The organism is Nocardioides sp. (genome assembly GCF_047606145.1).
GTDB lineage: Bacteria > Actinomycetota > Actinomycetes > Propionibacteriales > Nocardioidaceae > Nocardioides.
On sequence record NZ_JASGET010000165.1, the window covers coordinates 1 to 19,701 of the forward strand.

General features: G+C 69.7%; 19 protein-coding genes and 1 pseudogene. 10 read left to right on the top strand and 10 right to left on the bottom strand.

Translation table 11 applies throughout. The annotated features are described in order from the left end of the window. The coding region (locus QM638_RS22105; protein WP_415145677.1) for a glycerate kinase at positions 1-742 on the top strand (742 nt) is incomplete at its 5' end. 92 nt (positions 743-834) lie between these two features. Continuing rightward, on the top strand, positions 835-1,194 hold the full coding sequence (gene erpA / locus QM638_RS22110) for an iron-sulfur cluster insertion protein ErpA (RefSeq protein WP_415145679.1): 360 nt from the start codon (positions 835-837) through the stop codon (positions 1,192-1,194). 158 nt (positions 1,195-1,352) lie between these two features. On the opposite strand, the gene QM638_RS22115 is transcribed toward erpA, so the two are convergent. Then, positions 1,353-1,577 (bottom strand): hypothetical protein, encoded by a 225-nt coding sequence (locus QM638_RS22115; protein WP_415145681.1) that lies wholly within the window; start codon positions 1,575-1,577, stop codon positions 1,353-1,355. A 139-nt stretch (positions 1,578-1,716) separates the two neighbouring features. On the opposite strand from QM638_RS22115, the gene QM638_RS22120 reads away from it, so the two are divergent. Then, entirely contained in the window at positions 1,717-2,700 is a 984-nt protein-coding gene (locus QM638_RS22120) for a carbohydrate kinase family protein (RefSeq protein WP_415145683.1), read from the top strand. Positions 2,701-2,738: 38 nt separating this feature from the next. On the opposite strand, the gene QM638_RS22125 is transcribed toward QM638_RS22120, so the two are convergent. Beyond that, positions 2,739-3,014 (bottom strand): sulfurtransferase TusA family protein, encoded by a 276-nt coding sequence (locus QM638_RS22125; RefSeq protein ID WP_415145684.1) that lies wholly within the window; start codon positions 3,012-3,014, stop codon positions 2,739-2,741. Further along, positions 3,011-4,171, bottom strand: coding sequence for a cysteine desulfurase family protein (locus tag QM638_RS22130; RefSeq protein WP_415145686.1), 1,161 nt, complete (start codon positions 4,169-4,171; stop codon positions 3,011-3,013). The genes QM638_RS22125 and QM638_RS22130 overlap by 4 nt, the downstream gene beginning before the upstream one ends. Before the next feature lie 105 nt (positions 4,172-4,276). On the opposite strand from QM638_RS22130, the gene QM638_RS22135 reads away from it, so the two are divergent. The 4 genes from QM638_RS22135 (at position 4,277) to QM638_RS22150 (ending at position 8,844) form a co-directional block, all read left to right on the top strand. Beyond that, the gene (locus QM638_RS22135) at positions 4,277-5,260 is read left to right on the top strand and encodes a cytochrome c oxidase subunit II (protein WP_415145688.1); all 984 of its coding nucleotides are present in this window, start codon (positions 4,277-4,279) and stop codon (positions 5,258-5,260) included. Positions 5,261-5,313: 53 nt separating this feature from the next. Next, complete coding sequence (gene ctaD, locus QM638_RS22140) at positions 5,314-6,936, top strand: cytochrome c oxidase subunit I (RefSeq protein WP_415145712.1); 1,623 nt, start codon at positions 5,314-5,316, stop codon at positions 6,934-6,936. Next, the gene (locus QM638_RS22145) at positions 6,933-7,349 is read left to right on the top strand and encodes a cytochrome c oxidase subunit 4 (protein WP_415145690.1); all 417 of its coding nucleotides are present in this window, start codon (positions 6,933-6,935) and stop codon (positions 7,347-7,349) included. Before ctaD ends, QM638_RS22145 begins: the two co-directional genes overlap by 4 nt. 208 nt (positions 7,350-7,557) lie before the next feature. Then, positions 7,558-8,844 carry a L,D-transpeptidase gene (locus tag QM638_RS22150; protein ID WP_415145692.1) on the top strand — a complete coding sequence of 429 codons (1,287 nt, stop codon included), beginning with the start codon at positions 7,558-7,560 and terminating at the stop codon, positions 8,842-8,844. Positions 8,845-9,159: 315 nt separating this feature from the next. Here QM638_RS22150 and QM638_RS22155 read toward each other — a convergent pair whose 3' ends face one another. The 5 genes from QM638_RS22155 to QM638_RS22175 form a co-directional block, all read right to left on the bottom strand. Continuing rightward, the gene (locus QM638_RS22155) at positions 9,160-10,194 is read right to left on the bottom strand and encodes an LLM class flavin-dependent oxidoreductase (RefSeq protein ID WP_415145694.1); all 1,035 of its coding nucleotides are present in this window, start codon (positions 10,192-10,194) and stop codon (positions 9,160-9,162) included. Between the two features lie 149 nt (positions 10,195-10,343). Then, positions 10,344-12,065 (bottom strand): cytochrome b, encoded by a 1,722-nt coding sequence (locus QM638_RS22160; RefSeq protein WP_415145696.1) that lies wholly within the window; start codon positions 12,063-12,065, stop codon positions 10,344-10,346. Then, positions 12,062-13,240: a Rieske 2Fe-2S domain-containing protein gene (locus QM638_RS22165; protein ID WP_415145698.1), complete on the bottom strand. Its 1,179-nt coding sequence runs from the start codon at positions 13,238-13,240 to the stop codon at positions 12,062-12,064. Before QM638_RS22165 ends, QM638_RS22160 begins: the two co-directional genes overlap by 4 nt. Next, on the bottom strand, positions 13,237-14,115 hold the full coding sequence (locus tag QM638_RS22170) for a c-type cytochrome (protein WP_415145700.1): 879 nt from the start codon (positions 14,113-14,115) through the stop codon (positions 13,237-13,239). Before QM638_RS22170 ends, QM638_RS22165 begins: the two co-directional genes overlap by 4 nt. A 28-nt stretch (positions 14,116-14,143) precedes the next feature. After that, a complete protein-coding gene (locus QM638_RS22175) occupies positions 14,144-14,809 on the bottom strand; it encodes a cytochrome c oxidase subunit 3 (protein ID WP_415145702.1) in 666 nt (221 codons plus the stop codon). 187 nt (positions 14,810-14,996) lie between these two features. Between QM638_RS22175 and QM638_RS22180 the strand changes: the two genes are divergently transcribed. Both QM638_RS22180 and trpD read left to right on the top strand, forming a co-directional pair. Next, a complete protein-coding gene (locus tag QM638_RS22180; protein WP_415145704.1) occupies positions 14,997-15,404 on the top strand; it encodes a hypothetical protein in 408 nt (135 codons plus the stop codon). Beyond that, on the top strand, positions 15,401-16,453 hold the full coding sequence (gene trpD / locus QM638_RS22185) for an anthranilate phosphoribosyltransferase (RefSeq protein ID WP_415145706.1): 1,053 nt from the start codon (positions 15,401-15,403) through the stop codon (positions 16,451-16,453). The genes QM638_RS22180 and trpD overlap by 4 nt, the downstream gene beginning before the upstream one ends. 101 nt (positions 16,454-16,554) lie before the next feature. On the opposite strand, the gene QM638_RS22190 is transcribed toward trpD, so the two are convergent. Both QM638_RS22190 and QM638_RS22195 read right to left on the bottom strand, forming a co-directional pair. Then, the gene (locus tag QM638_RS22190) at positions 16,555-16,833 is read right to left on the bottom strand and encodes an Lrp/AsnC family transcriptional regulator (protein WP_415145708.1); all 279 of its coding nucleotides are present in this window, start codon (positions 16,831-16,833) and stop codon (positions 16,555-16,557) included. A gap of 61 nt (positions 16,834-16,894) precedes the next feature. Continuing rightward, entirely contained in the window at positions 16,895-18,715 is a 1,821-nt protein-coding gene (locus QM638_RS22195) for a DEDD exonuclease domain-containing protein (protein WP_415145710.1), read from the bottom strand. Positions 18,716-18,844: 129 nt separating this feature from the next. Here QM638_RS22195 and QM638_RS22200 point away from each other — a divergent pair. After that, positions 18,845-19,701, top strand: a pseudogene (locus tag QM638_RS22200) (hypothetical protein); the annotation flags it as partial.

A 19,701-nucleotide genomic window follows, 5' to 3' on the forward strand; every position in this document is an offset into this window, starting at 1 on the left:
CGAGCTGGTGCTGGCCGCCCGCGCGGCGGGCGCCACCCGCATCGTGGTCGGCCTCGGCGGCAGCGGCACCAGCGACGGCGGAGCGGGCCTGCTCGCCGCTCTCGGTGCCCGGGCGGACCGTCCGCTGGATCAGGGCGTCGCGGGACTGGACGGGCTCGGCCGGGTGGAGCCGGCGCGGCTCGATGGGGTCGAGCTGGTGGCGGCCAGCGACGTCGACAACCCGCTGACCGGGCTGTTCGGCGCACTGAAGGTCTACGGCGCCCAGAAGGGGTTCGCCGAGGATGAGCTGCCCGGGTGGGACGCCGTGCTGGAGCGGTTCGCGGCCGCCACCTCGCGGACCACCGCGACGCTGCCCGGCGCCGGTGCGGCCGGCGGACTGGGGTTCGCGCTGCTGCTGCTCGGTGCCACGCGCCGTCCCGGTGTCGAGGTGGTCGCCGAGGCGGTCGGGCTCGACACCCGGGCCGCCGACGCCGATCTGGTGATCACCGGGGAGGGATCCTTCGACCCGCAGAGCCGGGCCGGCAAGGTTCCGGCCGGGGTGGCGGCGGTGGCCGGCGCCGCGCTGTGTCCGTGCCTGGTGCTGGCGGGCCGGGTCGCGGTCGGCGTCCGTGAGATGAGGGCCCTCGGCATCGACGCCGCCTACTCGCTGGTCGAGGCGGTCGGGGAGGACCGTGCGCTGACCGACTCCGCCGCCGCGCTGGCCGAGCTCGCCGCCCGTACGGCGCGCACCTGGCAGACCTGACCTGTGGTGACGAGTGCCCTTCGGGAATAACCGCCGATGTGCGACGATTGGATTTCACGACAGACCTCCGCACCCACCTCGAGGGAGCCTCCATGACCGAGCAGACCACCACCGAAGAGCGCCGCAGCGACAGCATCAACCTTTCCTCGGTGGCGGCGGCCAAGGTGAAGAGCCTTCTGGAGCAGGAGGGCCGCGACGATCTCAGCCTGCGGATCTCGGTGCAGCCCGGCGGTTGCTCGGGTCTGCGCTACCAGCTCTTCTTCGACGAGCGCAGCCTCGACGGCGACGTGGTCACCGACTTCGACGGCGTCAGCGTGGTCGTGGACCGGATGAGCGTGCCCTACCTGAACGGCGCGATGATCGACTTCGTCGACACGATCGAGAAGCAGGGCTTCACCATCGACAACCCGAACGCGACGGGGTCCTGCGCCTGCGGCGACTCCTTCCACTGATCTGCGGCGCCCCGGCGGTGGGCGGCGGCGGGCAGTTTCACCGGTGAACCGGTGAAACCGGCACTTTCTGCGCGTTACAACCCGCAGGAAGTGCCGGTTTTGCGCAGGAAGTTCTCCTCGTACGACGCCCGACCCCGGGCGTCCGCGACGCCGACGGCCTAGAGGTTGAGCGATCTCGCCAGGTGGCGGGCCGCGGCGAGCATGTCGACGTCGCGCTTGGGCAGGCCGCTGGGGAAGTCCTCGAACCGGATGCTCGGCGCCTCCCGTGTCAGTGCCCGATCGATCGTGGCCTGCTCCTGCACCGACAGCGCACCGTCGGCCGCCCGGCAGTCGGCGACGAGCTCGGCGGGTGCCGACGGGTCGTCGTACGGCATGCGGTTCATTGCTCGCTCCTGACCTGCTGCGAGGTGGACGGGTCGGCTCCCTTGCGACGCTAGGCGCTACTTGCCGGTAGAAGAAGGTCGACCGATCGGTAACTTGCCGGTGCCGAGGCACCACCGGACGGCCGGTAGGGTGCCGCCCATGCCCGGATCCCTTCTCGTCGCCGGTTCCATCGCCACCGACCATCTGATGAGCTTCGGCGGCCGGTTCTCCGACTCGCTGGTGGTCGACCAGCTCGACAAGCTCTCCTTGAGTTTCCTGGTCGAGAACCTCGAGATCCGCCGCGGCGGCTGCGGCGCCAACATCGCCTTCGCGCTCGGCCGGCTCGGCCTGCGCCCGGTCCTGGTCGGCTCGGCAGGCGCGGACTTCGAGGAGTACCGCTCCTGGCTCGAGCGGCACGGTGTCGACTGCGATCACGTCCGCATCTCCGAGACCAAGCACACCGCACGGTTCGTGTGCACCACCGACACCTCCGGAGCGCAGATCGCCTCGTTCTACTCCGGCGCGATGAGCGAGGACCGGATGATCGAGCTCGCCCCCATCGTCGCCTCGGTCGGCGCGCCGACCTACGTCATGATCGGCGCGATCGACCCGCCGGCGATGCTCCGCCACACCCAGGAGTGCCGCCAGCGCGGCTACCGGTTCCTCGCCGACCCGAGTCAGCAGCTCGCCTTCATCGGCGGTGACGAGATCACGTCGCTGATCGATGGCGCGGAGATGCTGTTCACCAACGAGTACGAGTCCCACATCATCGAGAAGAAGACCGGCTGGAGCGGCGACGAGATCGTCGCCCGCGTCGGCACACAGGTCACCACCCTCGGCGCCGAGGGCGTGCGCATCCGCCGGCAGGGGGAGGACGACCTGGTGGTCCAGGCCGCGAAGAACGTCACCGCGGTCGAGCCCACCGGGGTCGGGGACGCGTTCCGCGCCGGCTTCCTGGCGGCGCTTGCCTGGGAGCTGCCGCTGGAGCGGGCGGCGCAGGTCGGGTGCGTGCTGGCGGCGTACGTCGTGGAGACGGTCGGCACTCAGGAGTACACCTTCGCCGCCGCCGGTTTCCTCGGCCGGCTACGGGAGTCGTACGGCGACCGGGCCGCCGACGAGGTGGCCCCGCACCTGTCCAACTGATCCGGGCTGAGCGCGCCCGGTCCGCGCCGCTCGACTCGTCAACCCTCTCGACGTACGACGTAGACGGGCACGCCGTCCGGCGCGTCCAGGGCCCCCAGGTAGGTCTGGGCGCGCATCCGTGCCCAGGCCGGCACGTCGTAGCGGGCGGCCGGATCCGTCGCCGCGACGCCGAGCAGCCCACCGACCGCCACGTCGCCGAGGTGACGCCCGAGCTCGATGATCGGCAGCGGACACGGCTTGCCACGGCAGTCCAGCACCACCTCGGGGTAGGGCACCGGGTCGGGACCGGGGGTCCCGCCCGCCGCAGGGCTCATGTGCCGGTCTCCGCCCGCAGCCGGTCGATCACCTCGGGCAGCGCCTCGAGCAGTCGCGCGATCTCGTCGCGGGTGGTGTCCCGGGTCAGCGAGAGTCGCAGGTTCCCGTGGGTCAGGGCGCCCATGGCCGCCAGCACGTGACTCGGTTCGAGGGTGGAGGCGGTGCAGGCCGATCCGCTGGCCAGGCCGAACCCGAGCCGGTCCAGCTCGGTGACCAGGGCGTCCCCGGCCAGGTAGAGCACCGAGAAGGTGACCAGATGGGGGAGCCGGTCCTCGGGGTCGCCGACCACGTCGACGTCGGGGATCGCGGCGACCCGCGCACGAACCAGATCGATCAGCTCGCGTTGGCGCGCGCCGACCTCGGCCCGCTCGGCCACGACCGCCTGGAGCGCCGCGGCCGCGGCCAGCGCGGCCGGGACGTTCTCGAAGCCGGTCGACCGGTCGTCGGACCGGTCGTCGGCGGGGAAGGGGTTGACCCAGCGCGCCCCGGCGCGCACCAGGAGCACGCCGACACCGGCCGGTCCGCCCCACTTGTGCGCGGACCCGGCCACCGCCGTCCACCGGCCGGGCAGGGCGGTGCGCCCCATCGACGCGCAGGCGTCGACGAACAGCGGCACCCCGGACAGGTCGAGCTCGTCGACCGGTTGCACGGTGCCGACCTCGTGGTTCGCACTCTGCAGGGCCGCCACCGCCACCCCGCCGGCGTGTGCCGCGGCCCGGAACGCGTCGACGTCCACCCGGCCGAGCGTGTCGACCCCGACCGGCCCGCCGGCCGGCGTCGCGTCGCCGGCCGGATCGAGCCAGCGCGCCGCGTGGTGCACCGACTGGTGCTCCACGGCCGAGTACACCACGCCCTGGCCGGCCCGCTCCCGGGCGCGGGCCAGGCCGAGCAGGCCGAGGTGCACCGCGTGGGTGCCGGAGCCGACGAAGCTGACCTCGTCGCGTCGTACGCCGAGAGCCTCGGCCACCGCCTCCCGCGCGTTGTCGAGCAGCAACCGGGCGTTGCGACCCGGCAGATGCAGTCGGCGGGGGTCGGCGTATCCCGAGTCGTACGCCGCCAGCAGCACCTCCCGGGCGGCCGGATGCAGCGGCTCCGCGGAGGCCGCGTCCAGGTAGCCGGAGACACCCGGTGGGGGAGCGGAGCCGGTGGTCGTCACGCGGTAACCGTAGCCTCGGCACGGCACGCCCCACCCACCCTCTGCAACGCCTGGGGATTCCGATAGTCTGCGGTCATTCGTGTTCGCATGAGAGAGAGGCTCGCAGTGGGTCTGCACTTGCCAGGGGCCGGAGCGTCGCGTCCGGCCGGTGGGCGCGCCAAGCGTGGGCGCCGAGTTCGCCAGGGCGCGTTCGCGGCCACGCTGGCGGTGGCGGTGGTGCTGCTGGGTGGATGCTCCGGTGAGCTCACCCGACTGGGCATGCCCGATCCGCGGTCGGAGCAGGGCGAGCACAACCTGCACCTGTGGCAGGGCGCGTGGATCGCGGCCCTGATCACCGGTGTCATCGTGTGGGGGCTGATCTTCTGGGCCGCATGGCGTTACCGGCGTCGCAGCGACGACGAGATCCCCGTCCAGACGCGGTACAACCTGCCGCTGGAGATCTTCTACACGATCGCGCCGGTGCTGATGGTGATCGTGTTCTTCTCCAAGACCGTCAGCGCGCAGAACGCGATGCTCGACGAGCCCACGCCGGACAACGTCATCGAGGTCGTCGGCCAGCAGTGGTCGTGGACCTTCAACTACGGCATCGGCCAGTTGGACAACTCCCAGGACGATGACCTGACCGACGACTCCTTCCCCTACAGCGACTACGCCTACGACGTCGGCACCTCCTCGCACATTCCGGTGCTGGTGCTGCCGGCCAACTCGACCACCCGGTTCAACCTGCACTCCGCCGACGTCATCCACGACTTCGGGATACCGGACTTCGACATGAAGATGGACGTGGTGCCGGGCCGGGTCAACCACTACGCGATCACCACCAAGAGCGCTACCGCCAAGTACGACGAGAGTGCCCCCAACCTGATCTCCGGGGAGACGTTCCGCGGCGCCTGCTACGAGCTGTGCGGGCTCTACCACGCGCGCATGATCTTCAGGGTCGCGGTCGTCAGCCCGAGTGACTACGCGTCCTACGTCAACGCCCTGCAGCAGAAGGGCAACGAGTCAGACGGTGGCCCGATCCTCGGTGGCGGCAAGTCGACGCTGTCCCCGAGCCTCGACACCGACTCCAGTGAGGGAGGCAACGAGTGACCGCCACCGCCGCGCGTCAGGCCGAGACCGGCGGACGCAAGCCGCTGGGGAAGATGGTCTACCAGCTGCTCACCACCACCGATCACAAGCTGATCGGGAAGATGTACCTGGCGACCTCGTTCGCCTGGTTCATCGTCGGCGGGATGATGGCGCTGTTGATGCGGTCCGAGCTGGCCTTCCCGGGTCAGCAGATCGTCAACGACGAGCTCTTCAACCAGCTGTTCACCATGCACGGCACGATCATGCTGCTGCTGTTCGCGACACCGCTCTTCTTCGGGTTCGGCAACGTGATCATGCCGCTGCAGATCGGTGCCCCGGACGTGGCCTTCCCGCGGCTGAACATGTTCAGCTACTGGCTGTTCCTGTTCGGCGGCCTGATCGCCGCCTCCGGGTTCTTGACCCCGAACGGCGCGGCCGACTTCGGCTGGTTCGCCTACACCCCGCTGTCCAGTGCCCAGTACTCGCCGGGGGTCGGTGGCGACCTGTGGATCATGGGCCTGTACATGGCCGGTCTGGGCACGATCCTCGGTGCGGTCAACTTCATCACCACCATCATCTGCATGCGTGCTCCGGGCATGACCATGTTCCGGATGCCGATCTTCGTGTGGAACACGCTGATCACCTCGATGCTGGTGCTGATCGCGTTCCCGGTGCTCGCCGGGGCGCTGCTGATGCTCGAGTCGGACCGGCAGTTCGGCACCCACGTCTTCGATGCCGCCCATGGCGGCCCGATCCTGTGGCAGCACCTGTTCTGGTTCTTCGGTCATCCCGAGGTCTACATCATCGCGCTGCCGTTCTTCGGGATCATCACCGAGATCCTGCCCGTCTTCAGTCGAAAACCCGTGTTCGGCTATATCGGGCTGGTGGGCGCCACCCTGGGCATCGCGATCCTGTCGGTCGCGGTGTGGGCGCACCACATGTTCGTCACCGGCGCGGTCGACCTGCCGTTCTTCTCCGGCATGACGTTCCTGATCGCCGTGCCGACGGGGGTGAAGTTCTTCAACTGGATCGGCACCATGTGGGGCGGGTCGATCAGCTTCGACACCCCGATGCTGTGGTCGATCGGGTTCTTGACCACCTTCTTGTTCGGTGGCCTGACCGGGATCATCCTGGCCAGCCCGCCGCTGGACTTCCACGTCTCCGACTCCTACTTCGTGGTCGCCCACTTCCACTACGTGGTCTTCGGCACCGTGGTGTTCGCGATGTTCGCCGGGTTCTACTTCTGGTGGCCGAAGATGACCGGCAGGATGCTCAACGAGCGGCTCGGCAAGGTGCACTTCTGGTTGCTGTTCGTCGGGTTCCACACCACCTTCCTGGTGCAGCACTGGCTGGGCGTGGAGGGGATGCAGCGGCGTATCGCCGACTATCTGCCCTCCGACGGCTTCACCACCTTGAACCAGGTCTCGACGGTCGGCGCGTTCTTGCTGAGCCTGTCGATGCTGCCGTTCTTCTACAACGTCTACATCACCTCCAAGTCGCCGAAGGTGACCGCCGACGACCCGTGGGGTTGGGGTCGGTCGCTGGAGTGGGCCACCTCCTGCCCGGCTCCGCGGCACAACTTCACCTCGATCCCGCGGATCCGCTCGGAGTCCCCGGCGTTCGACCTGCACCACCCGGAGATCGCGGCTCTCGAGCTCGGCCCGGAGCCCGTCGGTTCGAGTAGGGAGGGCCGATGAAGTCCGAGGCCTGGATCTTTGGCGCCGTCGCGATCTTCCTGGTGCTGGTCACGCCCGCCTACTGGTTCGTCACCGCGGCGAGTGAGCACGGCGGTGACTGGACGGGTACGTCGGCACTGGTGATGTGCACCCTGCTGGCGCTCATGTGCACGGTGTACATCGGCTTCCACGCCAAGCGGATGGACCCCCGTCCCGAGGACCGCGAAGACGGCGAGATCGCCGAGGGTGCCGGTGAGCTCGGCTTCTTCCCGCCGTTCTCCTGGTGGCCGCTGTGGTCGGCGATCACCATGGCCTTCTCCGTGTTGGGGATCGCGATGGCCGCCTGGTGGCTGCTCATCGTGTCCGGGGTGGTCGGGTTCATCGCCCTGGCCGGCTGGAACTTCGAGTACTACCGAGGGAACTTCAAGCACTGAGCCCGATCTCGTTGGGTGAGGCATCTCGACCAACGGATGTGGCCTGGAGCGCGACCGTGCGCTGAGAGATACCTCACGGTCTCGCCGGACGTCGCGCCCCTACGCCCGCAACCAGGGCGCGGGGTGCGGCGTCTTCCTAGTGTCAGCGGTTAACCTGGGCGCGGCCGCTATGTGAGGTCGGCGCCGTCCTTGATGCTCTGGAGTGCTCATGTCCCTGCTTCCCCGTCCGCGCCCGATGGCGACCCGCACCGCACCGCGGGGCCTGATCGGCGTGCTCGTCGCCCTCGTGGGCCTGGTGCTCGTGCTGAGCGGCTGCTCGCTCGGCGCCTCGGGCAACGACTCCGATGACGCCGGCGGTTCCGGCAACGACTCCGATGTCAGCATGGCCGCCGACGGCGGGACCGACAGCGCCGACGAGAGCGAGGCCGCCACCCCGGTCGGTGTCACCGCCAACGTCGCCCGCGGTGCGAAGAACGTCGCGGTGGACAAGGTGGTCAAGGTGACGGCGAAGAACGGCACCCTGAGCAAGGTGACGGTCTCGGCGCCGAAGGCCGGGAAGGTCTCCGGCAAGCTCTCCGGTGACAGCTCGACCTGGACCGCCGGTGATCTCCTGGAGCCCGGGGCGTCGTACACCATCACCACGGTGGCCAAGAACGACGACGGCGAGGTCACCCGCAGCGTCTCGCACTTCCACACCACCGCGCTCACCCTCGACGAGCAGACCTATCCGTCGGTGGCGCCGCTGGACGGTGAGACCGTCGGCGTCGGGATGCCGGTGATCGTGACCTTCGACGTGCCGGTGACCAACCGGGCCAACATCGAGAAGCACATGAGCGTGACCTCCACGCCCGCCCAGCAGGGGACCTGGCACTGGGTGAGCTCGACCGAGGTGCACTGGCGACCGAAGACCTATTGGAAGGCCGGCACCAAGGTCAAGGTGCACGTCGACATCAACAGTGTCAACGCCGGCAACGGGATCTATGGCCAGGAGGACCGCGATGTCTCCTTCAAGATCGGTGACGCCCACATCTACAAGATCAACACCAAGACCGACCAGATGAGGGTCTTCTCCAACGGCAAGCTCCTGCGCACGATCCCGGTCACCACCGGGATGGCCGGCTTCACCACCCGAAGCGGGGTCAAGGTCATCATCGAGAAGTTCGCCTCGAAGGAGATGAACTCCGAGACGATCGGCATCGACCCGAACAGCGCCAACGGCTACGACATCGACAACGTCCAGTGGGCCATGCGGCTGACCTACTCCGGCGAGTTCCTCCACGCTGCCCCGTGGTCGGTCGCCTCGCAGGGTGTCGCCAACGTCTCCCACGGCTGTACCGGGATGAGTACGGCGAACGCCTACTGGCTCTACCAGCTGTCCCGTCGTGGCGACGTCGTGATCACCACCGGCACCGACAAATACATGACGCTGGACAACGGGTACGGGGACTGGAACGAGTCCTTCAAGGAATACAAGAAGGGCTCCGCCCTCTCCTGACGTCCTGGCACGCGCGCTCGCGGCGTTGCGGGCGCTCGATGACCGCGACGGCGCTTCGCGCCGTGGCTTCCTCGCTCGGCGCGCGTACAGGAGCGAGCTCGGCACGCGGCCTCGCTCGGTCGCCTGCGCTCTTGAGGTCGCCTTCGCGCCCGCGCCTTGCGATCACACGTACCAGGACGCCAGGAACCTGACCACCGAGCATGCGCTCGCGGCGTTGCGGGCGCTCGACGACCGCGACGGCGCTTCGCGCCGTGGCTTCCTCGCTCAGTCGCCTGCGCTGTTGAGGTCGCCTTCGCGCCCGCGTTCAGGAGAGGCTCAGGAGAGCATGTCGCGCACCAGCGGGATCACCTCGGTGGCGTAGAGCTCGATGCCGTGCACCAGCTGCGCGTGCGGCATCGGGCCGTTGGCGTACTTGAGGTCGAAGCGCTGGGCGCCGAGGGTCTTCATCGAGTCCGCGATCTTGCGAGCCACCGTCCGCGGTGAGCCGACGAAGAGTGCTCCCGCGTCCGCCTCGCGGTCGACGTCCGCCCGGGTCGCGGGCGGCCAGCCGCGCTCGGCGCCGATCCGGTCCCGGTTGGCTTTGAAGTGCGGGTAGAGCAGCTCGCGCGCCTCCTCGTCGGTGTCCCACACGAACCCGGGGGAGTGGAAGCCGACGGGCGGCTCCGGCTGGCCGGGATGCAGTTCGCCGAGCGCGCGCCGGTACAGGTCGGCGTACGGCTCGAAGCGGGTCGGGGAGCCGCCGATGATCGCCAGCATCAGGCCGAAGCGGTATCGCGCCGCGCGCACCACCGACTCCGGTGATCCGCCGACGCCGACCCAGGTGTCGATCGACCCGGAGGCCGTCTTGGGATGGATCTCGGCATCGAGCGGAGGCCTGGTGGTGCCCGTCCAACGGACGCGCCCCTCGCTGCGCAGCGCGGCGAAGAGATCCAGCTTCTCGCTGAACAGGATCTCGTAGTCCGCCAGGTCGTAGCCGAACAGCGGGAAGCTCTCGGTGAACGAGCCGCGGCCGAGGGTGATCTCGGCGCGGCCGCCGGAGAGGGCGTCGAGGGTGGCGAAGCGCTCATAGACCCGCACCGGATCGTCCGAGCTCAGCACCGTCACCGCCGTCCCGAGGCCGATCTGCTGGGTCTGTCCGGCCAGGGCGGCCAGCACGATGTCCGGTGCGCTGATCGCGAAGTCCGGGCGGTGATGCTCCCCGACGTTGAACGCGTCGACGCCGAGCCGATCGGCGAGCACGCCCTGCGCCACCACGTTGCGCAGCACCTCGTGCTGGGGGAGGGGAACGTCCCGGTCGTCGAGGGTCACATCGCCGAAGGTGTCCAGGCCGAAGGTGGGCCGGTCAGTCATGTGTCCTCCCGATCGCTAGTGATAGATAATTCAACTAGTGGAGGAAGGGACGCATTCCCACGCTGGCTCGCTCGCGATGACGCCGACAGCCGAATGGGGCTTCTCCACATCGCGGAGAAGCCCCATTCGGCTGTTCAGGATGGTGCGCGTCAGTGTCCCGGCTGGACCGGCTCGTCGGGCGAGCCCTCCAGCTCGCCGCGGGGCGGGATCCCCTCCAGGGCCGTCAGCGCATGCGCCTCGTGCTCGGCGTGCTCGTGCGCCTCCTCGAGCTCCTCGACGGTCGGCTTCTGCACATCGTCGTCGTAGTACAGCGCACGGATCTTGTTGCGCAGCGTCTGCTTGCCGTTCTCGTCGATCGCGTCGTCGTCGCCGACCCGGCCGCGGTCGCGCACGGTCATGGTGTAGATCTGCTTCTCGCTCAGCGGCAGGTGCTTCTCGTGGAAGGCACCCTCCGGCGTGCGCACGATCAGTCCGGACTCATAGCCGTGCAGCATCGTCTCGTTGTCGTGACGCTGCAGGCTGATGCACCAGCGGCGCGTGATGATGAAGGCGATCACCGGGGCGACGAAGACGAGCGCTCGCAGCGCGTAGGTGATCTGGTTGATCGAGGCGTGCAGCTTGATCGCGATCAGGTCGTTGCCGCCGGCCATCCAGAACATCGCATAGAGCGTCATCAGGGCCACCATGGTCGCCGTACGCGTCGGAGCGTTGCGGGGACGCTGCAGCAGGTGATGCTCGCGCTTGTCGCCGGTCACCCAGCTCTCGATGAACGGCAGCACGAGCAGCACCGTGAAGAGCAGCCCGGGCAGCACGATCACCGGCAGGAAGATGTTCCACGACCAGGTCGAGCCCCAGAAGTGGGACTCCCAGCCGGGCATGATCCGCAGCGCCCCGTCCGGCCATCCCATGTACCAGTCGGGCTGGGAGCCTGCGGTCACCTTGGTCGGATCGTAGGGCCCGAACTTCCACACCGAGTTCAGCGAGAGCAGGCCACCCATCAGGGCGGTCACGCCGAAGGTGATGAAGAAGAACCCGCCCGCCTTGGCGGCGTAGACCGGCAGCATCGGGTAGCCCACCACGTTGGTCTCGGTACGGCCGGGACCTGGCCACTGGGTGTGCTTGTGGTAGACGAGCAGCAGCATGTGGGCGGCGATCAGCGCCAACAGCAGACCGGGGATCAACAGGACATGGATCGTGTACAGCCTCGGGATGATCGAGTCGCCCGGGAACTCGCCGCCGAAGAGCAGGAAGGAGATGTAGGTCCCGACGATCGGGATCGACTTGATGAAGCCGTCCGCCGCCCGCACTCCGGTGCCGGAGAGCAGGTCGTCGGGGAGCGAGTAGCCGGTGAAGCCCTCGAGCGTGCCCAGCAGGAGCAACAGCGAGCCGATCACCCAGTTGAGCTCGCGCGGCTTGCGGTGCGCCCCGGTGAAGAAGACGCGCAGCAGGTGGATCATCATCGCGGCGATGAACAGCATCGCCGCCCAGTGATGCATCTGCCGCAGCAACAGCCCGCCACGCACCTCGAAGGAGATGTGCAACGCCGAGCTGAACGCCTCGGAGACCTCGATGCCGCGCAGCGGCGCGTAGGAGCCCTGGTACGGCGCCTCGGCCATCGACGGCTTGAACCACAGGGTCAGGAACACGCCCGAGATGAGCAGGACCACGAAGCTCCACAGCGCGATCTCGCCGAGCATGAACGACCAGTGGTCCGGGAAGATCTTGCGGAGGTTCTTCTTGCCCATCGCGGCCAGGCCCAGACGGTCGTCGGCCCAGGTGGCGGCCTTGCCGACGCCGGTCGTGGGCGCGGCCGCAGCCGGGACCGTGCCGTTGCTGCTGGCGACCTTGCTGATGTCGCGGTCAGCGCTCATTGTCCGGCCTCCTTCGTGTAGCCGTACTGCTGGGCACTGTCGCCGTACTGCTTCTCCCAGTCATCGAAGACCGTGCCCACCGAGTAGGTGTTGCGCTCCCAGTAGCTGGGGCCGACCGGCTCCGGGTAGTCCGAGAGCGCGACCAGGTATCCATCCTGGTCCACACCGAGCGGCAGCTGGGGGAGGTGGCGCCCGGCCGGGCCGAAGAGGACCTTGCCGGAGTCGGCGAGGTCGAAGGTCGACTGGTGGCACGGACAGAGCAGATGGTGGGTGGTGCGCTCGTTCAGCGAGATCGGGCAGCCGACGTGCGTGCAGATCTTGGAGTAGGCGACGATGCCCTGCACCGACCAGTTCCTGGTCTCGTCACTGACGATGTCGGCGGGGTCCATCCGCAACAGGATGGTGGCCGCCTTGGACTTCGCCACCTGCAACGATGCGCCCTCGAGCTGGTCGTCCTCGGGTGCGTCCTTGCCCTTGACGGTGCCGAAGATGAGCTCCGGCTCGGCGTTCACCAGGTCGCCGATCTCCAGGTCGCGTGGCCGGATCGGCGTGCCGACCACGTCACGCACGACCCGCATGCCCTGGCTCCACACGGTGTGCTCCAGGCCGGCACCGGGGTAGGGCTGGGAGTCGGTCACGTCCCGGTTGGTCGGGCCGAGGTCCTTGAGCATCACGATGGCCGGGACGCCGAGCAGCGCCACCGAGCCGATCAGCGAGTTGCGCAGCAGCGGCCGACGGGCCATCCCCGACTCGTTCAGCCCCTGCTTGAGCGCGGCGACGGTGGCCGAACGGTCCTCCGGCGACGAGGCCGCGGGGTGGCGCTCCTCGGAGAGCTCGACGTCGGCCATCAGCTTGCGGGCCCACTGGATGACGCCGATGCCGATGAACAGCAGGGCGAGCCCCAGGGTCAGACCCAGGCTCAGGTTGGAGGCGCCCCAGCCGAGCCAGACATCCCCGTCGTACCCGTTCTTGACCAGCAGGTAGGAGAGCACGAACAGGACCGTGCAGACCGCCGACAGCCCGAAGAACGCGGCGACCTGCCGCTCCGCGCGACGCTCGGCCTTCGGGTCGACATCGGTGGGTCGCCAGTAGTGGTCGCCGACCCCGGGGTTCGGCAGGAGCTCGTCGGCGTACGCCTCGATCTCGTGCTTCGGGTCCTGCGCGTCGCCGCTCACTGCGCCGTTCCCTTCCTCTTGTTGGTGCGGGTGGTGTGGGCCGCGATCCACACCGCGAAGCCGACCAGTACGCCGAGACCGACGACCCAGGCGACCAGGCCCTCAGCAACGGGGCCGAGACCGCCGAGGCTGAAGCCGCCGTAGCCGGGCTGGTCACGCATGGACTCGATGTAGGCGATGACCGCCTTCTTCTCCGTCGGGCTGATGTTGCCGTCGGAGAAGGTGTCCATCGACTGCGGCCCGGTCAGCATCGCCTCGTAGATGTACTTCGGGTCGGTGTCGAGCAGCCTGAGAGCCTTGCCGCCGCGCGGCATCGCGCCACCGGCGCCGGTGAAGTTGTGGCAGGCGGTGCAGTTGGTCAGGAAGATCTGGCCGCCGAGGGCGACGGCCTCCTCCTTCTCCTCGTCGCTGCTGTACGTGCTCGGGTCGTACTGGTCCTTGTCCGGGGTGGACGGGCCCGGGGCCAGGCTGGCGACGTACGCCGCCAGGGCGTCGATCTCGTCCTGGTCGAAGGTGGCGCGCTTCTTCTCCACCTGCGCGCCGGGCTGGGCCATCGGCATCCGGCCGGTGCCGACCTGGAAGTCGACGGCGGCGGAGCCGACGCCGATCAGCGAGGGACCGATCACCTGGCCCTTCTGGTCCTTGAGGCCCTCGGCGTTGGAGCCGTGGCAGCTCGAGCAGCTGACCAGGAAGAGCTGACGGCCCTTCTCCACCTGCGCGGCGGTGGCGGTGCCGTCCTCGGCGGAGGAGGACGGGGAGAAGATCGCGTAGGCGCCGCCGGTGGCCAGCAGGGCCAGCATCAGCACGACGACGCCGGCGAAGCGGCGGCGACGGTGCCGCGATAGTCGACCGACGGAGCGGTTCAGGAAACGCACATTCAGTCCTTGTTCTTCGACGGTCGGATCACTTGATGAGGTAGATCGTGGCGAACAGGCCGATCCACACCACGTCGACGAAGTGCCAGTAGTAGGACACGACGATGGCGCTGACCGCCTGCTCATGGGTGAATCGCCTGGCGACGAAGGTGCGACCCAGCACGAAGAGGAACGCGATCAAGCCTCCCGTCACGTGGATGCCGTGGAAGCCGGTGGTGAGGTAGAAGACGGTGCCGTAGGGATCGTTGGGCCCGAGGATGCCGCTGTTCATCTTGATGCCCTCTTGGATGAGCGAGGCATACTCGGTGGCCTGGCCGGCGATGAAGATCGCACCCATGACGTAGGTCAGGATGAACCACTCGCGCAGACCCCACCGGGAGACGTTGAACACCGAACCCTTGCGGCCGACCTGGCCCCGCTCGGCGGCGAACACGCCGAGCTGGCAGGTGACCGAGGACAGCACCAGGATGGTGGTGTTCACCGAGGCGAACGGCACGTTGAGGTGGGAGGGGTCGGCCGCCCAGACCTCGGGGCTCACCGAACGAATCGTGTAGTAGGCCGCGAACAGTGCGGCGAAGAACATCAGCTCGCTGGAGAGCCAGATGATCGTGCCCACGCTGACCATGCTCGGGCGGTCGTGGTGCCCGTGCAGGCGGGAAGCCGGAATCGTCGAAACAGTCGCCACGAGCGCCATTATGTCGTGGGTCGTCCGCGACGGCACCCCGACCCCCTGGTTATCGTCGAACTCGTCCTCGGGTAGGGCGCGGAGCGCGTCGTTCGAGGGTCGTCTGCGGGTCCGAGGTGGCCAGAAGCGCGCTTCATCCCGCGGATACCGCGGGCGTGTGCTGCCCTCGACGCGCCGACGGCGCTAGCATCACCGCGTGACCGCCCTCCACTCCCCGCTCAAGGTCCTCGTCTACAGCGACGACGTCGACGTCCGTCAGCAGGTGATCCTGGCACTCGGTCGCCGACCGCACCCGGACCTGCCCGAGCTGACCTATCTCGAGGTCGCCACCGAGCCGGTGGTGATCTCGAACATGGACGCCGGCGTGGTCGACCTGGCGATCCTGGACGGCGAGGCCGTGCCGGCCGGTGGGCTGGGCATCGCCAAGCAGCTCAAGGACGAGCTGCGCGACTGCCCGCCGATCGTGGTCCTCACCGGACGGCCGCAGGATGCGTGGCTGGCGACCTGGTCGCGGGCCGAGGCGTCCATCCCGCATCCGATCGACCCGATGGCGCTGGCCGAGGTGGTCATCGGCCTGCTGCGCGCATCCCTCGTCTCCGCATGACGGTCGAGCTGAGCTGGCCGGAGGTCCTCTCGACGCTGGTCGCCGGGACCGATCTGAGCGCCGCGCAGACCGCGTGGGCCACCGGCGAGATCGCCGACGGCAATGCGAGCCCCGCGCAGGTGGCCGGGTTCGTGGTCGGGCTGCGGGTCAAGGGTGAGACCAGCGCCGAGCTCACCGCGCTGGCCGACACCATGTTGTCCCGCGCGGTGCCGATCGAGGTGCCCGGCCGGCTGCTCGATGTCGTCGGCACCGGCGGGGATCGCTCCTTCTCGGTGAACATCTCCTCGATGTCGGCCATCGTCGCCGCCGGGGCGGGCGCCAAGGTGGTCAAGCACGGGAACCGGTCGGCCTCCTCCAAGGCCGGCTCGGCCGACGTACTCGAAGAGCTCGGGATCAGGCTCGACCTGCCGGTCGACCGGGTCGTCGGACTCGCCGAGGAGGCCGGCATCACGTTCCTGTTCGCGGCGGTCTTCAACCCCGCGATGCGGCACACCGCGCAGGCCCGCCGTGACCTGGGCATCGGCACCGTCTTCAACGTGCTCGGTCCGCTGATCAATCCGGCCCGTCCACAGGCCAACGCGATCGGCTGCGCGGACGCGCGGATGGCGCCGGTGATGGCCGGGGTGTACGCCGCGCGGGGGGTGGACGCGTGGGTCTTCCGTGGTGAGGACGGGCTCGACGAGCTCACCACCACCACCACCTCGCAGGTCTGGGCGGTCTCCGGTGGCGAGGTGAGCAGGCACACCATCGATCCCCTCGCCCACGGCCTGCCGCGAGCCGCGGTGGAGGATCTGCGCGGCGGGGACACCGCGCACAACGCCGCGGTGATCCGCCGTCTGCTGGACGGCGAGCCCGGCCCGGTCCGCGACGCGGTGGTGCTCAACGCCGGCGCGGCCCTCGCCGTCTATGACGCCCCGGGCACCGGTGAGGTCGGGGAGAAGGACCTCGACGCACGGCTGGCCGAAGGGATCAAACGCGCGGCCGACGCCATCGACTCCGGTGCGGCACGCCGATCGCTCGAGGCGTGGGTGGCTGCCAGCGCGCGATGAGCGCGACGGGCGCGACGAGATAGGCCGCCGGCGAGATTACCCGCCGGCTCGCCGTCCTCGGCCCCCTGACTCGTCAGCTCGCTCGTCACGCCCGCGACGAGTCAATCCAGACCGAGGGAGAAGGCCGTCTCCAGATCGTGCCGGGAGAAGGTGCGGAAGGCGATATGGGTCTCGGTGGAGAGCACGCCGGGCACCTTGTTGAGGCGGTCGGCGACGACCGCGGCGACCTCGTCATGACTCCGCACCCGGATCAGGGCGATGAGATCGATCTGGCCGGTGACCGAGTAGACCTCGCTGACACCGTCCAGGGCGGCGATCTGCTCGGCGACCTCGGGAATGCTTGCCACTTCGGCCTTGATGAAGACGATGGCGGTGATCACCCGGCCACCGTACAGGCTCGGTCGGCCGTGCGGCTGGGTCGGCGCGGGTCAGCGGCACGGGTCAGCGGACCGGCCGAGACACGGTGGCCAGGGTGCGCTGCTCGTCGAAGGGCACCAGGGCGCGGCGGGACTCGGCGAGGAGGTCGTGGCGGGCCAGATGCCGGCCGGCGCCGCCGATCGGGCAGCTCCATTCGCCCTCCACGGTGACCAGCCGGACCCCGTTGGACTCCAGCCAGCGCAGGATCAGCTCGCTCTCCTCCGCGCTGGCCGCCGGGGTCGGGCCGGGTGCCGCCGGCACGGTCTCGGCGCTGGCGCACAGCTCGGTGACGTAGCGATGCGCGTCGGCTCCCGGCGGGATGACGCCGGCCGCGGCCAACCGGCCATGGCGGACCACATGCACCGCCCATCGGCCGTCGTCCTCGCGCCGGGCCGCCACCAGCTCGGGACATCGGGTCAGCGCGCGCAGCCGTTGGGTGCGGGAGGCACCCCGGAGGAAGGAGGTCAGCCGGTCACGGTGAGCGCTGGCCTCCTCGAAGCGCTCCTCGCCGGCCAGCGCGGCCATCCGCGCATTCACCCACTCGAGGACCGCATCGGGGCGGCGCAGCAGCGACTCGCGCACCGCGCCGACGACCGCGTCGTACGTCGCGGCGTCGACGCTGCCGTCGCACGGACTCAGGCACTTGCCGAGCTCGGCGAGCACGCACGGGGTCCGGCTCGGCGTGCGTGGCAGCCGATCGGAGCACTGTCGCAGCTCGAAGGTGTCCTGCAGCGCCTGCAGTGCCTGCTCGGCGACCTTCTTGGAGCCGAACGGGCCGAGATAGTCGGCATCGTCCGCGCGCAACCGGCGCACCAGGGACAGTCGTGGCCACGGCTCCCTGGTCAGCTTGACGAAGTGCACCTTCTCCGGGAACCGCGAGCGGCGGTTGTAGCGCGGCTTGTGCTCGGCGATCAGCCGCAGCTCGCGGACACCGGCCTCCAGCGCGGTCGCGCACTCGAGGCCGGTGACCTTGCTCGCCAGCCCGACCATCTCGCCCATCCGGGAGCGGGTCTCCGAGGCGGTGAAGTAGGTGCGCACCCGGGTCCGCAGGTCCTTCGAGGTGCCGACGTAGAGCACCCGATCGGCCTCGTCGGTGAACAGATACACCCCCGGCGCGTGCGGCAGGGTCTCGGCCAGATGCCGCTTCCTGCGTTGCGCGGAGCTGACCCGGGAGGAGAAGGTCTGCAGCTCCTCCAGGGTGAGCACGCCGAGACCGCCGAGCCGCTCCATCAGCCCGTGCAGCACGTCGACGGTGGCGCGGGCGTCGGCGAGCGCGCGGTGGTTCGGCGTCGTGGTGGCGCCGAAGGTCTTGGCCAGCGAGCTCAGCTTGCAGTTGGGCGCGTCGTCCCGGGTGATCACGCGGCGGGCCAGCTTGGCGGTGTCGAGGACCTCGAACGGCGGCCACGGTCGCTCCTGCTGAGCGGCGAAGAACTTCAGGAAGCCGACGTCGAACGGGGCGTTGTGGGCCACCAGCACGCACCCCTGGGCGAACTCGAGAAAGGCCGGCAGGGCCTGCTCGATGCGCGGCGCGTCGGCGACCATCCGGTCGCTGATCCCGGTCAGCACGGCGATGAAGGCGGGGATCTGGCCACACGGATTGACCAGTGTCTGGAACTCGCCCAGGATCTCGCCGGCACGCACCTTGACCGCGCCGATCTCGGTGATCATCGCGCCGCCCTCGGCCGATCCACCGGTGGTCTCCAGGTCCACCACGCAGAACGTGACGTCGCGCAGCGGTCGACCCAGCTCGTCGAAGCTGCGCTGCGCCTCCCAGCGCGCGACCCGCCGGGAGAACGCCGAGCGTCTCAGCTCCTGGCGGCCGAGCGTGGCCCATCTGCTGCTCATGGTGGCGACGCTATGACCGCGCACCGACACTTTCCGGGAGCACCGCGGGCGGGTCGCCCCGGAGCGCCGCGGGCGGGTGTCCCGGCGAAACCCGGGGAGGCCGATCGCCCGACCTCCTATCCTGTCCCTATGGCGGAGGTCGCGTTCGGCGCGCTCCCGGAGCCGGTCCGGGAGCGGATCGTGGCGCTCGTGGCCGAGGTGCTGCCGGAGGTGGTCGCGCTGCCGGCGAGCCTGCGCCGGGTGGCCTCGTTCGCGCCGGTGCGCCGCGCGAAGGTCGGGGCGAGCGCGATCGCGGCGGCACTGACCGGACCCGGCGGAGACGAGCTGCGCGACCAGGTGGCGCGGGTGCTCCACGATCGCCACCCGGCGGACGCCGTCGGGCCGGCAGCGACCGCGAGCGCCGGGGACGGCGCCCCCGCGCCGATGGCCGCCGAGGCCTGGCTGAGGCGTGCCGAGGGCTGGGACGTGGTGCTCGCCGACGCCGTCGCCCGGCTCGCGATGTCCGAGGCCAACGCGGCCGACGTGGAGCTGGAGCGACTGCGCGCCAGGCTGGCCGCGGCGGAGGACGAACTGCGCGACGTACGCGCGGACAGGCGCCAGCGGATCGAGGAGCTCAAGGCGGAGAACGCCACCCTGCGCCGTCGGCTCGGCGAGGCCAGGGCCGGGCTGCGCGAGGCCGGCGCGACCCGGGACGACGCACTCGGCGAGGCCAAGGCGGCCCAGCGGCGCGCCGAGGACGTGGCCGCGGAGCGGGATCGCAGCCTGCGCCAGCTACGGATGCAGCTGGAGAGGGTCGAGGCCGAGCTGGGCAGCCAGCGCCGCGCCGCCCGGGCCGAGCGCGAGGACGCGAGTCTCCGGGCCCGTTTCCTGCTGGACACCCTGCTGGACGCCGCCTCCGGCCTGCGCCGCGAGCTGGCGCTGCCGCCGGCCGAGCGGGCCCCCGGCGAGCGCCTCGAGACCGAGCTCGCCGGTGCCGCCGGCGGGAC

Bases quoted from the DNA above. Each gene is read 5' to 3' on its own strand.
- erpA (WP_415145679.1), top strand. From the start codon at position 835: ATGACCGAGCAGACCACCACCGAAGAGCGCCGCAGCGACAGCATCAAC.
- QM638_RS22115 (WP_415145681.1), bottom strand. From the start codon at position 1,577: ATGAACCGCATGCCGTACGACGACCCGTCGGCACCCGCCGAGCTCGTC.
- QM638_RS22120 (WP_415145683.1), top strand. From the start codon at position 1,717: ATGCCCGGATCCCTTCTCGTCGCCGGTTCCATCGCCACCGACCATCTG.
- QM638_RS22125 (WP_415145684.1), bottom strand. From the start codon at position 3,014: ATGAGCCCTGCGGCGGGCGGGACCCCCGGTCCCGACCCGGTGCCCTAC.
- ctaD (WP_415145712.1), top strand. From the start codon at position 5,314: ATGGTCTACCAGCTGCTCACCACCACCGATCACAAGCTGATCGGGAAG.
- QM638_RS22145 (WP_415145690.1), top strand. From the start codon at position 6,933: ATGAAGTCCGAGGCCTGGATCTTTGGCGCCGTCGCGATCTTCCTGGTG.
- QM638_RS22150 (WP_415145692.1), top strand. From the start codon at position 7,558: ATGTCCCTGCTTCCCCGTCCGCGCCCGATGGCGACCCGCACCGCACCG.
- QM638_RS22155 (WP_415145694.1), bottom strand. From the start codon at position 10,194: ATGACTGACCGGCCCACCTTCGGCCTGGACACCTTCGGCGATGTGACC.
- QM638_RS22160 (WP_415145696.1), bottom strand. From the start codon at position 12,065: ATGAGCGCTGACCGCGACATCAGCAAGGTCGCCAGCAGCAACGGCACG.
- QM638_RS22175 (WP_415145702.1), bottom strand. From the start codon at position 14,809: ATGGCGCTCGTGGCGACTGTTTCGACGATTCCGGCTTCCCGCCTGCAC.
- trpD (WP_415145706.1), top strand. From the start codon at position 15,401: ATGACGGTCGAGCTGAGCTGGCCGGAGGTCCTCTCGACGCTGGTCGCC.
- QM638_RS22195 (WP_415145710.1), bottom strand. From the start codon at position 18,715: ATGAGCAGCAGATGGGCCACGCTCGGCCGCCAGGAGCTGAGACGCTCG.